Origin of the sequence: Lactobacillus isalae (assembly GCF_947539375.1) — a bacterium.
GTDB classification, from domain to species: domain Bacteria; phylum Bacillota; class Bacilli; order Lactobacillales; family Lactobacillaceae; genus Lactobacillus; species Lactobacillus isalae.
Genome location: NZ_OX443569.1, coordinates 304790 through 320758 on the forward strand (window position 1 = coordinate 304790; position 15969 = coordinate 320758).

Genomic DNA, 15969 nt, shown 5'->3' on the forward strand with positions numbered 1-15969 from the left:
AAATGCATGAAGTTTTTTTAGATGAATTAAGAAAATTAAATACCCGCTTTATGAGTTTGGGTATCGATGTTAGTGAGCAAATTGAAGAAGCTACACAAGCTTTTATTGATCATGATAAAAAGCTTGCTCAAGATTTAGTAAAAGATGATCAAAAGGTTCCTCACGATTCTCTTAAAGTAGTAAAAAGAACTTTGAAGTTGATGGCTTTACAACAACCTGTAGCTAGCGACTTTAGAAATGTAATTAGTATTTTAGAGGCGGCTGGAGATTTAGAACGAATTGGTGAAAATGCTAATTCAATTGCCTGGGAAACAATTCGTGTTAAGGGAAATGAACGTATTCCAGAAGTTGAGCAATTGCTTAAAGATATGTCCCAAAAAGTGAATTATATGCTAGATCAAATGCTCAAGGCATATGTTCAAAATGATGAAGAATTAGCTAGAGAAATTGCCAAAAAAGACGATGAAGTTGACAAAGACTATGTTGAAGGCAGAAAATTAATCATTAAAGGTATTAAGAATGATTCTAAAGTTGCGGTTGCTTCCTCTAGCTATTTTATGGTAATTCGTTTACTTGAACGAATAGGCGATCACGTTGTTAATTTAGGCCAATGGGTCGTTTATCGAAATAGTGGAGAATTAATTGATTTAAACCAAAACGATAGTGAAAAAGGTACAGAATTAGATAATTTATAGTAGTTTATATTTAAATATTTTCAAAAAAGAAGTTCCAATGGAACTTCTTTTTTGTTTAGAAGAAAAAACGGGGCTGATTGTAAGCGCGTGCAAAAATAAAGAAAGAAAACTATAATAAGATTATAATTAAACTGCAAAAGTGATCGGGGGAAGTTATGAGTAATACAGTACAAAAAAAGAAAAAACATCAATTTCCAACAGCATATACAGTTATCATTATTGTCTTATTGTTGGTACAAATTTTAACCTTTTTCATTCCATCAGGTAATTATGCAACACTTGAGTATGATCAGCCTAGTAAAGAGTTTGTAATTACCAAGCCAAATGGAAGTAAACATAAAGAAGTAGCAACTCAAAAAACTTTAGATAAGTATAAAGTTAAAATTGATGTCAAAAAGTTTACTAATGGCACAATTTATAAACCAGTTGCTATTCCTGATTCATATGAAAAGATTGACCAGAAAAAGCCCGGATTGGGAGGAGCAATTTATCAATTCTTGTCTTCGCAAGTAAACGGAATTGCACAAAGTATTGATATTATTGCTTTCGTTTTGATTCTAGGTGGATGTATTGGTGTTGTACATGCAAATGGTGCAATTGATGCCGGAATGCAGGCTCTTTCTAAAAAGATCAAGGGAAAGCAAGTTTTATTGATTGTTTTGGTAATGGGCTTAATTGCGATAGGAGGTACAACTTTCGGCTTAGCCGAAGAGACAATGGCCTTTTATCCGATACTGATTCCGGTGTTTTTGCTTGCTGGTTTTGATCGAATGACAGTTGTGGCGACGATTTTCTTAGGAACTAGTATTGGTACGATGGCTTCAACTATCAATCCTTTCTCAACTGTGATTGCTTCTAACACTGCCGGCGTTAACTTTACCGATGCATTGCCACTTCGAATCTGCATGTGGGCGACCTGTGTTATTGTCGGCATGATTTATGTCATTATGTATGCCAAAAAGGTTCAAAAGCATCCGAAGGCATCATATGTTTACAATGATTTTGTCAAAGAAGATCAAGAATATATGAACCAGGATCAAACAACACAAGGCCATGAATTTACTTGGCGTCAGAAATTAACTCTTCTTATTTTTGTAATTGCGTTTATCGTAATGATTTGGGGAGTCCAACAAAAAGGTTGGTACTTTACTGAAATTGCAGTTGTATTTCTAGCAACGGGATATATTTTCGCTTTTATTTCTGGCTTGAGTGAGCATAAATTTGTTGAAAGTTTTGTAAATGGTGCAGCCGACTTACTAGGTGTAGCATTAACGATCGGACTAGCACGTGCAGTTTCAATTGTGATGGAGGAAAGCCATACGAGCGATACCATCATGAATTTCTTCAGCCAACAAGTTTCAGGTATGCCACCACTTTTGTTTATTTGGTTTATGTTCTTAGTCTTTATTGTTCTAGGATTCTTTATTCAATCATCTTCTGGCTTAGCTGTTCTTTCCATGCCAATTATGGCTCCTTTAGCTAATGTAGTCGGAATTGACCGTGCAAGTATTATTGATGCCTATAATTGGGGTCAAGGGTTTATTAGCCTGGTGGCACCAACAGGATTAATTTTAATGAGTTTGATGATGGTAAACATTGGCTTTAACAAGTGGTTTAAGTTTTGCTGGAAGCTGTTGGTAATCGAATTTGGAATTTGTCTAGCATTCTTGGCAATTGGCTTAGTTGTTTACTGATAAGACAAATTAATAGCTTTTATTAATTTTTGTAGTTATGATTTAGGTATAATTATTGATTCAGGGAGGCATTTTTATGACTTATCCAAAAACTAAGAAAATTATGAATGAAATTGTTGCTGATTTGACTCAAGCACATATGGTTGTACATCAACATCACTGGTATATGCTTGGCAGAGGATTTTTAAAATTACATCCATATTTAGATGAAGTAATGGACGAATTGGCTGAACAACAAGATGGTGTTGCTGAAAGATTAATTGAGATCAATGGTAGTCCAATTTCAACTTATGAAGAAGTCTTAGAAGAGACCAATATTCCTGATCAAATTGGTAGTTGGGACTTATCCATGGAGGAAAGATTCCAATTAATCGTGAATGCTTATAAGCAATTGCGCGATGATTATGAGCGTGGAATAAAAATTAGTGAAGACGAAGGTGACGATTCCACTAATGACTTATTAATTGCTTACCATACTGATATTGAAAAGCGAATCTGGATGATGTCAGCTGAACTTGGGGAACGTCCTGGCGAGGGAGAATAAATTAAATATATTATGCAAAGCATTCCGTTTCGTGAATGCTTTTTTGCTATAATTAAGGTAAATTATTTGCCATATAGGGAAAGGAATACCATGAATAAAGTTACAATTGTTGGATCAATTAACGTTGACAACATTATGCATATTAAAAAACTTCCTCAACCAGGAGAAACAATAGCAATGTCTGAATTTTCAAAGGCTGCTGGTGGTAAGGGAGCAAATCAAGCCGTAGCAAGTAGTCGAGCAAAAAATGAAACAATTTTTGTTGGACGTGTTGGAGATGATGACAATGGCCGCTTTATGCTTGAACAATTTAAAGAAAATGGAATTAATGTTGACCATGTAGCTGTAACGCCAAACCAACAAACTGGACAAGCTTATATTTTGCTTCAAGAGACAGGGCAAAATTCAATTATTATTCAACATGGTGCAAATTTTGACGTAACAGCAGAAGATGTTAGAAATGCAAAAGATCAAATTGAAGATAGCGATTTTGTGATTGCTCAATTTGAAACACCAATTGAAGCAACTATTGAAGCTTTTAAGATTGCTAGAGAAGCGGGTAAAATTACTATTTTAAATCCTGCGCCGGCCCGTACTGATATTCCAGAAGAATTATTAGAGTTAACCGATTTGATTACTCCTAATGAAACTGAAGCTGAGAGTATTACGGGAATTAAAGTTGACAGTGAAGAGTCAATGAAGAAGAGTAGCGAGATTTTTCATCAAATGGGAATTAAGGGTGTAATTATCACAATTGGTGAACGTGGATCGTATGTTTCTTATGAAGATATCGAAGAAATTATTCCAGCATTTAAGGTTAAAGCAGTTGATACAACTGCTGCTGGTGATACTTTCTTAGGTGCTTTGTCTAGTGAACTAAAACCTGACTTAAGTAACTTAAAAGAAAGCGTAGTTTATGCATCCAAATCATCTTCATTTACAGTTCAAAAATTAGGTGCATTTCCATCTATTCCAACTAGAGAAGTAGTTGAAGAAGCTTTGAAGGAGAAAAACTAATGAATAAGACAGAGCAAGATCAATTAAAAAAAGAAGCAGCTACTAAAGCTGCTAATATGGTAGAGCCTAATTCTGTTTTAGGAGTTGGAACAGGCTCAACAGTTGCTTTTTTTATCGATGCATTAGGTGAACGCAAAGAAAAAGAAGGATTTAGTTTAAAGCATATTGTTACTACTTCTAACCGTAGTAAGAAGCAACTTGAAGGACTAGGCTTTAAGGTTGATGAGTTAGCAGATATTGATCAAGCTGATTTAACAGTAGATGGCGCTGATCGAGTAGACGATAATTTAGATGGAATTAAAGGCGGTGGTGGTGCCTTAACTTTAGAAAAAAATGTTGCCATCAACTCAAAGAAGATTATTTGGATTGTTGATGAATCAAAACTGGTTCACCATCTCAGCGGTTTCCCGCTTCCAGTTGAAGTATTACCAGTATCTGCTGAACAAAACTTTAAACGTTTTGAAGCTGAAGGTTTGAAGCCTCAATGGCGTTTAGATGATCAAGGAAAGCGTTACGTAACGCACTATGGTAACTACATCATTGATTTAGCTGCTGATCCAACCCCAGTACCACATGGTTTAGCTGACTATCTAGATCACACAGTTGGTGTAGTTGAGCATGGTTTGTTTTTAGACATGTGTGATGAAGTCATCATTGCACATAGTGATGGTACAATCGAAGACAAGAAGAGAAAATAATTAATTTGGGCTCATTATAAAAATGAGTCCTTATTTGTTTAACTAATACTAATCAAGGTATAAATATGACGATTGGAGAAGCTTTAAAAGCAGAAAGAAAGAGATTGGGATTAAGCCAGTCTCAAATGACAGGAAATTTAATAACGAAATCACATTATTCAAAAATTGAACGTGGCTTGTTTGACATTAGAACAAATGATTTATTAACAATTTTAAATTTACATAACATTGATGTGGTTGAATTTTTTAAAAAGATTTCTGTTACTAATCAAGAAGAAAATACGAAAGCCTATTTAGCACAGCTTCATGCAGCTTATTACACGAGAAATATTGAGAAAATTGAGCAAATTAGTAATAAATTGAAAAATAAACAACCAAAAACACTAGAGTTAAAAAATTTAGAAGCACAAGCATCTCTTTTAAAAGCTTACTTTACAAACAGTATTGATACATTATCGGATAAATCAAAAGAAAATATTAAAAGAATTATTTTTAGTAATGATGAATGGCAAGTAGAAGATTTAAGGCTATTTGCAATTGCTATATCACTTTTTGATATTTCTGAATTGAATTCGGTGGTAAAATCTATTATTAGTCGCCATTTTAATTTGAATTTGGAAGAAAAGGAATTTAGGTTAGTTTTATCTGCGATACTAGTAAATTTTTTATCTTATTCTGTTAAAGTTCAAAATTCAGATATTCAATTGATCAAGAAAGTATTTCAGGTACTAGATAATTTAAATGGAGAACCGGATAATTGTTTTGCAAAATTAATGACTTTATATTATCGAGAATATTTTGCAGAAAATAGCAAAAATATGGAAGAAATTATAAAAGTCATAAGAAATAGCGGAATGGATAAAATATTAAAAAAGTAAAAATAAAAAGTGTTAAATTTAACACTTTTTATTTTTTTATAAGAATTAATTTTAATATAAGTACATAAAGAAAGTTAGTTAAAACTGAAATGGAGGTATTCAGATGTTTATTCCCTGGTATCCACTTTAAATAGATGAATTGGTGAGATGATAACGATGAAAATAATGAATATTAATTTGATTAAGAATATAGAATATGCAGAATTACTATCACAACCGGAAAACTCGAAATTATCAAAATTAATATTAAAAAAATTGAAAAGTTTACCAGATTATGAAGTTAAACAAAATAATTTTTTTATAGAATGTATTTCTACTAAAAATATTATGAAAGAACAAGGGTGGAAAATTCATATTTCAGCTTCTAATAATAATTATATCCACATTTTAAAAGAAGTAATTAGAATAATAGTTCCACTGAATGTTTCTTTTAAATGGGTTTCTATTAAGAATAGAAATATTATGTTAACCAAAGATTTTTTGAGAGAACAGGCTGGAAAATTCATTACTATTTATCCTCAGAATAATATTCAGTTTCAAGTTTTATGCAGGATATTTCAAAAAAAATTACGTCAATATAGTGGTGTTCCTATTTTGACAGATAAGTCTATCGGAAATGTAATATCAATTAGATATGGTGGTTTTAAGAAAATATTGGATTACGATAATGAAGGAGATGGAATATATTGTATAAGAGATACAAACAAAAAATTGGTGTATGACAGAAGAGAAATTGGAATTTATAAGCCTGAGTGGATAACTGAGAATTTTGTAAAACCATTAAATAATCTATATCCAAAACAAAAATCTAAGTTATTAGAACAATATAATTTTAAAAATGCACTTCAATTTACTAATTATGGTGGGGTTTATGAAGCAATTCAAAAGAAAGATAATTTACACGTTGTAATTAAAGAAGCAAAAAAATATTTTGGAGGAAATATATTTAATAATAGTTTCCCTAAGGATGTAAGATCAATTCGTAGAAATGAATATTTAATTTTACAAAAAATTAGTTTAATAAATGCTACTCCTAAACCAATAAGTTACTTTAAAGAAAAGTCAGGAGATTATCTAGTCGAAAAATATGTTAGTGGAGATCTTCTAAGAACATTACGTCTTGAAAATCCATTGTATTATCCAAATGCTACAGAAGATGAGTATAATCAATATTTAAAGAAATTATCCCATATATTTTTGGATTTATACTTTAAAATCAATAAAATAAACAAAAATGGGATTATATTAAATGATCTTACGCCAAATAATATTATCGTAGATTTAAAAACGAATTCAGCTAAAATAATTGATTTAGAAAGTAGTGTTGATCTGTCCTGTGAAAAAACTACCTATCCTTTATTTGTTACGCCGGGGTATTCAGAATATTTTTATTCAAAAAAACTTAGCACAAACGATGATTTCTCATGGGTCATGTGTTTAATAGATATGTTGATAGCACGGGCACAACTACTAAATATTAATATTAAGTTAATAATTCAATCACTAGAATTTTGTAGAGAAATACAAGATTCATGGGCGCAATTATGTACCCATTTAATCTTGTATCTAGAACATTATAAAAATAATTCTAAGACACAAAATTGTATAAAAGAAATATTAAGCGATCTAAACAAGGAAATTCAAATTTATGGATGATGTGAGTATATTATGTCAAAAAACTTTAATAAGTGGAAAAAATCGATTAATAGATATTTTAAGTCAAAAAAATTATATGTCTAAACTGACCCCGTATTTTTCCAATACCTATAATTTTTTATATGGTACAGCGGGAGTATTGTATGGATTACAGCAGTTTGATGAATCTATTCCTCAAGACTTATTAGACGCTACTTTAGAGAAAATAAAAAGTAAAGATAATGAAGTTCTTCCCTCGTCACTTTCGCGAGGTAAATTGGCTCCAATGATAGTGATTTATCGTCTAACGCTAGATCCAAATTTGGAAAATAAAATATCAAATTTATTAAATTGTGAATTTTCTAGGATTGCTTTCTCTAAAAAAATATCTTTTTCTCTGGACAATGGATTAAGTGGAATAGGTATATTATCTTTAATAATGTATGAAATAACCCAAAAAGAGTATTATCTTTCTATTCCGGATATTATTGTAAAAATCATTTTACAACAAAAGATTATTTTATCTACATTTGGTTTAGCTTATGGAAACACAGGGGTAGCTGTATTTCTAATTAAGTATTATAAGTACAGAAAGAAAATTTCTATACTTAAACAGTCAAAAAAATATATATTAACAGATATCCAAAAAGGTCAATTAATAAATGGAAAAAATAAATTAAGAGGAATTAGATGCAATTTAAAATCTAATATACCTTACATATACATTCCCTATGGTACTGCCGGTATAATTAAGACTACTTTGTTATATTTAGGAGAAATAGATGATCTTGGTTTGAGAAAAGAATTAAATTTTTTAGTAAATTCATTGAAGGTGTCGTCTACATTGCAGTCTGGCTATGCTTTTGGTACAGCGGGTATTATTTCAACTTTAAATGATATTTTAAAATTTGATAAAACTGATCCGTACCAGGTAAGAATATATTTTGAAAAGTTAATTCGATCATTATTATCGACAGGCTTTAAAATGAAAAATCAAATTATTTTTTCTGGTGATCAAAACTTTAAAGAATTTATAGATTACGGATCTGGTTCAATGGGAATCTTATTAACTTTAAAAAAGATTATCGATAATCAAGAATTTGATCCTATTTTTAAAGATTTGTAAATATTTTGAAAGAAGGTGAGAAACATGAAAAACATTGAAACTGTAGTAGATTTGCAAGATTTGCAATCTATTCCAATGAAAGATCACAAAGCAACAGCAAATGATAATCATTTTGCAAGTAGTTTAAGTTGTGGATGTTCTGCATTTCATTAATAAAGTATTCATAAATAAGAATGTTAGTAATAACATTCTTATTTTGTCTCTAATTAGGAGAAAAGGGTATGAAAATCAACTTCAAATGGATAATTAAAAATCTTCCTATTTGGTTAATCGGATTAATTATAATTTTTTTAATTTTAGGTGGTTTTGAAGGTGTAGTAAATGGAATTATTTTAGGACAATTTCCAAATCTTGTGGATGCATCTTCAAACAAATTAATCTTATTTTTGATTCAAAGTAGTGGAATTTTCTGTATTGTCTATACAGCTTTAGTTTTGAAAAATATACTCTTAAATTATGCACGGAAAATTTTAAGAGTTTCTCTAAAAAAAACTATGCTTCTAAGTAGTTTTTCAAATCATCAAGAAACAGAAAAAGGTTTGAATCAAATTAGTAATGATGCAGCCAAAATCGATGAGAATTATTTCTCTCTAATTGCCGAGATTTTATCTACTGCTGTGGCAGCAGTTATTTCGACTATTTATGTATTACAGGTTAATATTCTAATGGGAATTATTTTTGTAACCTTTTCTTGTCTAAGTTTAATCCCGATGCTTTTTGGTAAGAAAAAACTTGGAAGGCTAGGAGACGAATGGAGTAAAAGTAATACTAAGGTAATGCATACGGCTGGTGACTGGCTTCGTGGTTTTAGAGATATTTTGCAATATAATGCACAAAGAACATTCTTTAATCATGTTTCCTCTACAATTAATCAAAGTGAAAGTATTCTTTTAAAGCAAGAAAATTTACAGTGGCTTGTGCAATATGTAAACTTATTGTTTACAATTTTAGCATTAGTAGGTCCATGGGCTATTGGCTTCTACTTTATTGTCAACCACTTATTTAACGTTACAATTAGTGCACTTCTTTCCTTAACTCTTTCTGCAAATAGTGTAGTTCAAAATTTTCGGATTTTAATGCAGTGTTGGTCAGAAGTAGCCGGAACAACAAATATACGTAAGATTGATGAAATTAACGAAGATATTTTAGAGCAATCAAAAATAGAATTATGTAAGCCGAATATTAAGTTGGAAAATATCAATGTAACATATGATGAGCGAGTAATTTATAATAATCTAAATTTTGATATTCCTTACGGTAGTAAGATTTTACTACAAGGACCATCAGGAGCAGGGAAGAGTACATTTTTGAATTTAATAGCTGGTGTAATCAAGCCTAATAAAGGAAAAGTGTTGATTAATAAAAGAAAACCAAATTTAGCTGATATAACATATATTGCGCAGACGCCATGGATTTTTGAGGGAACAATCAGAGATAATTTATGTTTAGGCGAAAAATATTCTGATAAAGAGCTAATGAAAATCTTGGAAAAAGTAGGATTAGTAGCAGAACTAGGAGAAAATATCCTTAATAGAAAAATAAATCCAACTCAGGAAAATATTTCGGGCGGACAAAAGCAAAGATTAGTAATTGCTCGTGCGCTTTTAAGAAATAAATCTATTATTTTACTTGATGAAATCACTGCTGCTTTAGATGATAAGAATAGTGATAAGATTAGAGAACTAGTATATCAAGTCCCTGGAACAATTATTGAAAGTGCACACCATATTAATAATCGCCTTCTTGATAAATATAGCTTTGTTAAAAAGACAGTTAAAGATCAAAAACTAATATAATTTTTAAAAGACTTGATCAGTTCAAGTCTTTTTTTGTAACAAATCTTAGTTCATAATAAATATGATACGTAAATTTAGAAAGAAGGACCTTTATGTCAAAAAAGCCCTTGATTATTAGTACAGATCCTGGAATCGATGATGTTGCTGCAATGACTATCAGTCTTTTTGCAGCTGAACTTGATGTTAAGATGATTGTGCCAACTTGGGGCAATGTTTCTTTAGAGCATACCCTACAAAATACTCTTGATTTAGAGAAGTTTTTACATACTAAAGTGCCTGTAGTTAAAGGCGCTAATCAACCACTAGTGCGTCCAGCCATTAGCGCTGCTTCTGTTCATGGTAAAACAGGGATCGCTGGTTTTGAATTTGAAACTGCAAATGATGATTTGTTTGAAAAAGGACTTGCTGCTACTAAAATGTATGAAGCAATTAAAAATAGTCCTGAAAAAGTAACCCTTTTAGGAGTTGGTCCCTTAACTGATTTCGCACTTTTATTTAAGCAATATCCTGATGTAGTGGAAAATATTGCCGAAGTTTATATTATGGGTGGAAATATTGGTCACGGAAACCATAGTCCATTTGCTGAATATAATATTGCCGGCGACCCAGAAGCTGCTCAAATTGTTTTTCATTCTGGATTACCAGTCTATGTCGCTCCGCTTGAAATTGGTGACAAGGCGCATTTAACTAAAGATCAAATGGACAAAATTAAGGAATGCGGTGAAGTTGGAAATATGCTATATTCGATGTTTTCAAATATTCACGAACCTGATGGGGATACAAGAATTAAGATTTATGATCCAACTGCTGTAGGGATTATGCTTCATCCTGAATTTTTTACCTTAAAATCAGCTAATGTTGAGATTGAATTAGCTGGCCGCTATACATATGGCGCTAGCGTAATGGATTTCTTAAGTGAAAAACATAATGCACAAATTGCAACCGACGTCGATACAGAGAAGTTTGCGACTTGGTTCATTCAGAGTATCCAAGCTGCCAATAATGGGAGAAAATAATGACTGATTTAGTCTATCGCTCAGTAATGCGCGATATTAAACAAAAAATACTTAATAATGAATATGAAGATATGCGCTTACCAGATGAGCGAAGCTTAAGCGATTATTACCATGTAAGCCGTTCATCTATGAAGCGGGCTTTAGGATTGCTTGCTCAGCAAGGAATAGTTTTTAAAAAAAGGGGTAGTGGCACTTTTATTAATCCTCTTTACTTAAAGAATCAAGCTCTGTTTAAATATGAGGGTTCAAACCTAGGTATTACGGATTCTTTTAGTGTTCCTGGTAAAAAGCAAAGTATTGAGCTACTAGACTATCAAGTAATTAAGGCTGATGATGATTTAAGACAAGATCTATTTTTGAAAGAATCAGATTTTGTCTACCAAATTAAGAGACTGCGTTTATTAGATGATCAACCATTTTTGATTGAAACTGGTTTTATCCCAATTAAGATTACACCAGAATTAAATCCAGATATTTTAAAGGGATCGCTATTTAATTATTTAGAAGATACGCAAAACAAAACTGTAACGCGGTCATTCTTAACAATTACTGTTGAACCTTCAACTTTAGAAGATCAATCGAAGCTAATGCTTGCACCTAATGAACCAGTAGGAGTAATGGAAGGTATTTTCTTTTTAGATGATGGGACGCCATTTGAAGTTTCAAATATGCGGATTCACTATAAGTATATGAAGTACAATACTTTCGTTAACTTAAGTCAAGAATAAAAATAAGACATCGTTTTTCTCGGGGGATGAGAGAAGCGATGTCTTTTTTGATAAATAGAATAGTTTAATCAAATTGTAAACTATTATCAATTGATGCCAGATATACATAGTTTAAGTTAGTATTTTTACATTGTTCACTAAGAGAATTAATTAAAGCATCTTGTTCTTTGTTGATTGGAATTTGTTTAAGCGCTATTTGTGATTGTAAATACATGACTAACTTATTACTCCAAGCAGCTGCGTCATCATGGTTCTCAGCTTTGGCTATAACTTTTAAAATTGTTTGTTCAAGAGGAAAATATGCCTTAATTTGAACTTTGCTGAAGCTAGCATATAAATCTTTCAGTGTTTTAACAATTTCATTTTGTTTAGTAATAGTAGTTTCTAACATGATAAAGACCTCACTATCTTAAATAACTAATTTATTTCTGGGCCCACTTAAATACTAGCATTTGCAATGTATGAAAAGACGGTTCTGTGCCTATATTGCAGCTTTTATTAAGTGTTTGTCTTGATTTAAATAACATCATACTGAAATTTATCAGTGACTTGTTTCTTAAATACTGATAAATGCTTAGAATAAAGCTAAAAATACAGAGAAACACGCAAATATGATAGGGCTTTCTGATAAGATTAGACTTGTGAGGTGAGAGAGATGCAATCGCAAGTTGAAAGATTAGATTTAATTAGACGTACATTAGATGAAAGAAAAACAATTAGTACTCGTGAAATTATGCAATTATGCCAGGTTTCCTTTGATACGGCTAGAAGGGATGTAATTAAATTAACCAATACTGGTCAAGCAATTCGAATTCATGGTGGATTGATGAAAATCAAGCAAGGAACAGTGCCTGACTATAATTCTAGAGCACATGTTTTATCACCTATTAAGAATAAGATGGCTAAAATGACAGCGAAATATTTGACGGCTGATAAGTTAGTTAATATATTTAAATGCGTCAACTACGATTTCGCAGCTTTGCCATTATTTAACAGGACTGAATGCCACAATTATGACAAATTCAATTGATAATGCAGGAGCCTTAATGATGGATAATTTGCCTAACGTGATTTTACTAGGTGGCTATTTGAACAAGGAAAATCACTATACATCTTCTTTAAATAGTTTGAAAGAAATTGATCAATATGAATTTGATATAGCAGTAATTGGAACGTCTTCAGTTAATAAAAATGGGGTTTTTGTAGTTAATCATTCTGATGCACAAATTGAAAGAGAAGTAGTTAATCGTGCAAAAACAGTTATTTTACTCGCTGAAGAATATAAATTTAAAGAAGACCGTTCTTCACCATATAAAGTAATGAATTGCGACCAGGCAGATATATTGATTACGGATAATCGACTAAAAACGCAATATCGAAAGTACTTTAGAAAAAATATTAAAATTCGGGAAGTATTAGCGGAAGAACAAAAAATAAATGAGTTTTAAAGATAATATTAAGTTACTTAAATTGGACCGTCCCAATAATCTGAAAGGTTGAATTTTTGCACTGAATGCTCTATGATTAATACTGTAATAAGCAATGAAAACTATTTCAAGGAGATATTTTGGTATGGCAGTAAATTACGATTCTCAAGAATACTTAAAGAGTGTTGATGCATACTGGCGTGCAGCTAACTACTTATCAGTTGGTCAATTATTTTTAATGAATAACCCCCTATTAAAGGGTGAGTTAAAGGCCGAAGACGTAAAACCTAAGCCAATTGGTCACTGGGGCACAATCGTTCCACAAAACTTTATTTATGCTCATTTAAACCGTGCAATTAAAAAGTATGATTTAAACATGTTCTATATTGAAGGTTCTGGTCATGGTGGTCAGGTAATGGTATCTAATTCATACTTAGATGGTTCTTATACTGAACGTTATCCAGAAATTACCCAAGATGAAAAGGGAATGGCGAAATTATTTAAGCAATTTAGTTTTCCAGGTGGAGTTGCTTCTCACGCTGCACCAGAAACTCCAGGATCAATTCATGAAGGTGGAGAGTTAGGTTATTCACTTTCTCACGGTGTGGGGGCAATTTTAGATAACCCAGATGTAATTGCAGCTGTTGAAATTGGTGATGGTGAATCAGAAACTGGTCCACTTGCTACTTCTTGGTTCTCAAGTAAGTTTATTAACCCGATTAAAGACGGTGCTGTCATTCCAATCTTACAAATCAATGGTTTTAAGATCTCTAATCCAACTATCGTTTCTAGAATGAGCGATGAAGATCTGACTAAATACTTTGAGGGAATGGGCTGGAAACCTTACTTTGTTTCTGCATATAAAGATGGTGAATTTAATGGTTACAAGGACCATATGGAAGTTCACCAAGAAATGGCTAAGACCATGGATGAAGTAGTTGAAGAAATTAAGGCTATTCAAAAGCATGCTCGTGAAAATAACGATGATTCATTAGTGAAATGGCCAATGATTGTCTTTAGAGTACCTAAGGGCTGGACTGGACCTAAGTTTGACTTAGACGGTAACCCTATCGAAAATAGTTTCCGTGCTCACCAAATTCCAATTCCAGTTTCTCAAGGCGATATGAGTCATAAAGAAATGCTTACTGACTGGATGGAAAGTTACAAGCCAGAAGAATTATTCAACGAGGATGGTTCACCTAAGGATATTGTTAAAGAAAATACCTTGTCAGGTGATCAAAGAATGGCCATGAATCCGGTAACTAATGGTGGCATTAACCCAAAGGTTTTGAATATGCCAGACTACCGTGAATTTGCGGTTAAATTTGATAAACCAGGTTCTGTTGAAAAGCAAGATATGGCTGAATGGGCAAAATATTTGGATAAGATGGCTGCATTAAACCCAAATAATTTCCGTGGTTTTGGTCCAGATGAAACAAAATCTAACCGTTTATTCCAACTTTTAGACAATCAAAAGCGTCAATGGATGGAGAATATTCACACTCCAAATGATGAAAACTTGGCTCACGAAGGTCGTGTAATTGATTCACAATTATCTGAGCACCAAGATGAAGGTTGGCTTGAAGGTTATGTTTTGACTGGTCGTCATGGATTCTTCGCTACTTATGAAGCTTTCGGTCGTGTAGTTGACTCAATGCTTACTCAACACATGAAGTGGTTAAGAAAGGCTAAGGAACAAGCATGGAGACATGATTATCCAGCCTTAAACTTAGTTGATACTTCAACTGTCTTCCAGCAAGACCATAATGGTTATACTCACCAAGATCCTGGTATGTTAACTCACCTTTATGAAAAAAATCGTCCAGATTTAATTCATGAATACTTACCAGCAGATACTAACTCACTTCTTGCAGTATCTGATAAGGCGTTTAGAGATCGCGAATGCATTAACGTTTTGGTAACTTCTAAGCAGCCACGTCCTCAATGGTTCTCAATTGAAGAAGCTAAGAAGTTAGTTGATAAGGGACTTGGCTATGTTGACTGGGCATCAACTGATAAGGGCGCAAAACCTGATGTTGTTTTTGCTTCAACTGGTACTGAACCAACAATTGAAACTTTGGCTGCAATTGATTTGCTACACAAGAAGTTCCCAGACTTGAAGATTCGCTACATTAATGTCATTGATGTGATGAAATTAATGTCTACTGAAAAGAATCCAAATGCAATTAGCAATGAAGAATTTGATCGTCTCTTCCCAAAGGGCACACCAGTAATTTTTGCTTGGCATGGATTTAAACCAATGATGGAATCAATTTGGTTTGACCGTGGACGCGGTAAGAATGATGTTCATATTCATGGCTATGAAGAAAATGGTGATATCACTACACCATTTGATATGCGTGTGTTGAACCATATGGATCGCTACGACTTAGCTAAAGATGTAGTAGAAAGTATTCCTGAATTAAGTGAAAAGAATGCTGACTTCATTGACGAAATGGACAGCTTACTTGCTAAACATCACCAATACATTCGTGATAATGGTAAAGATATGCCTGAAGTTACTGAATGGAAATGGAATGGTTTGAAATAGAATTAAAATAATTTCTCGAAGAAGACCTAATTAGATTTGGGTCTTTTTTGATTATAGTTATTAAAAAATAGTTCTATGCGCATCAAGTATTTTGTTGTTATAATAGTTCTGTAAAATGTAGGGTATAGTCTTATTTGTAAGGAATTTTGTAGAAAGGGATGATT

At 32.3% G+C, this 15969-nt stretch carries 14 protein-coding genes and 1 pseudogene; 14 read left to right on the forward strand and 1 reads right to left on the reverse strand.

The window, feature by feature from the left end; genetic code table 11:
• Positions 1–2 precede the first annotated feature (2 nt).
• From phoU to QM512_RS01445, 12 genes are all read left to right on the forward strand, one after another.
• Positions 3–695: a phosphate signaling complex protein PhoU gene (gene phoU, locus QM512_RS01390; protein WP_282805769.1), complete on the forward strand. Its 693-nt coding sequence runs from the start codon at positions 3–5 to the stop codon at positions 693–695.
• Positions 696–850: 155 nt separating this feature from the next.
• The gene (locus tag QM512_RS01395; RefSeq protein ID WP_282805770.1) at positions 851–2389 is read left to right on the forward strand and encodes a YfcC family protein; all 1539 of its coding nucleotides are present in this window, start codon (positions 851–853) and stop codon (positions 2387–2389) included.
• A 76-nt stretch (positions 2390–2465) separates the two neighbouring features.
• Positions 2466–2933, forward strand: coding sequence for a Dps family protein (locus QM512_RS01400; protein ID WP_282805771.1), 468 nt, complete (start codon positions 2466–2468; stop codon positions 2931–2933).
• A gap of 90 nt (positions 2934–3023) precedes the next feature.
• Complete coding sequence (gene rbsK, locus QM512_RS01405) at positions 3024–3950, forward strand: ribokinase (protein WP_282805772.1); 927 nt, start codon at positions 3024–3026, stop codon at positions 3948–3950.
• Complete coding sequence (rpiA, locus tag QM512_RS01410; RefSeq protein ID WP_282805773.1) at positions 3950–4648, forward strand: ribose-5-phosphate isomerase RpiA; 699 nt, start codon at positions 3950–3952, stop codon at positions 4646–4648. Before rbsK ends, rpiA begins: the two co-directional genes overlap by 1 nt.
• 65 nt (positions 4649–4713) lie before the next feature.
• Positions 4714–5526 carry a helix-turn-helix domain-containing protein gene (locus QM512_RS01415; RefSeq protein WP_014567262.1) on the forward strand — a complete coding sequence of 271 codons (813 nt, stop codon included), beginning with the start codon at positions 4714–4716 and terminating at the stop codon, positions 5524–5526.
• Positions 5527–5682: 156 nt separating this feature from the next.
• Positions 5683–7182: a class III lanthionine synthetase LanKC N-terminal domain-containing protein gene (locus tag QM512_RS01420; RefSeq protein ID WP_282805774.1), complete on the forward strand. Its 1500-nt coding sequence runs from the start codon at positions 5683–5685 to the stop codon at positions 7180–7182.
• A complete protein-coding gene (locus QM512_RS01425; RefSeq protein ID WP_014567264.1) occupies positions 7175–8287 on the forward strand; it encodes a lanthionine synthetase C family protein in 1113 nt (370 codons plus the stop codon). Before QM512_RS01420 ends, QM512_RS01425 begins: the two co-directional genes overlap by 8 nt.
• 24 nt (positions 8288–8311) lie before the next feature.
• On the forward strand, positions 8312–8440 hold the full coding sequence (locus QM512_RS01430) for a hypothetical protein (RefSeq protein ID WP_257578787.1): 129 nt from the start codon (positions 8312–8314) through the stop codon (positions 8438–8440).
• Positions 8441–8508: 68 nt separating this feature from the next.
• Positions 8509–10083, forward strand: a complete 1575-nt coding sequence (locus tag QM512_RS01435; RefSeq protein ID WP_014567265.1) for an ATP-binding cassette domain-containing protein — start codon at positions 8509–8511, stop codon at positions 10081–10083.
• A gap of 92 nt (positions 10084–10175) precedes the next feature.
• Complete coding sequence (locus QM512_RS01440) at positions 10176–11099, forward strand: nucleoside hydrolase (protein WP_282805775.1); 924 nt, start codon at positions 10176–10178, stop codon at positions 11097–11099.
• Entirely contained in the window at positions 11099–11827 is a 729-nt protein-coding gene (locus QM512_RS01445) for a GntR family transcriptional regulator (protein WP_282805776.1), read from the forward strand. The genes QM512_RS01440 and QM512_RS01445 overlap by 1 nt, the downstream gene beginning before the upstream one ends.
• Before the next feature lie 64 nt (positions 11828–11891).
• Here QM512_RS01445 and QM512_RS01450 read toward each other — a convergent pair whose 3' ends face one another.
• Positions 11892–12218: a bacteriocin immunity protein gene (locus tag QM512_RS01450; protein ID WP_282805777.1), complete on the reverse strand. Its 327-nt coding sequence runs from the start codon at positions 12216–12218 to the stop codon at positions 11892–11894.
• A gap of 264 nt (positions 12219–12482) precedes the next feature.
• On the opposite strand from QM512_RS01450, the pseudogene QM512_RS10210 reads away from it, so the two are divergent.
• A pseudogene (locus QM512_RS10210) lies at positions 12483–13275 on the forward strand (DeoR/GlpR family DNA-binding transcription regulator).
• A 124-nt stretch (positions 13276–13399) separates the two neighbouring features.
• On the forward strand, positions 13400–15805 hold the full coding sequence (locus QM512_RS01465) for a phosphoketolase family protein (RefSeq protein ID WP_282805779.1): 2406 nt from the start codon (positions 13400–13402) through the stop codon (positions 15803–15805).
• Positions 15806–15969 lie beyond the last annotated feature (164 nt).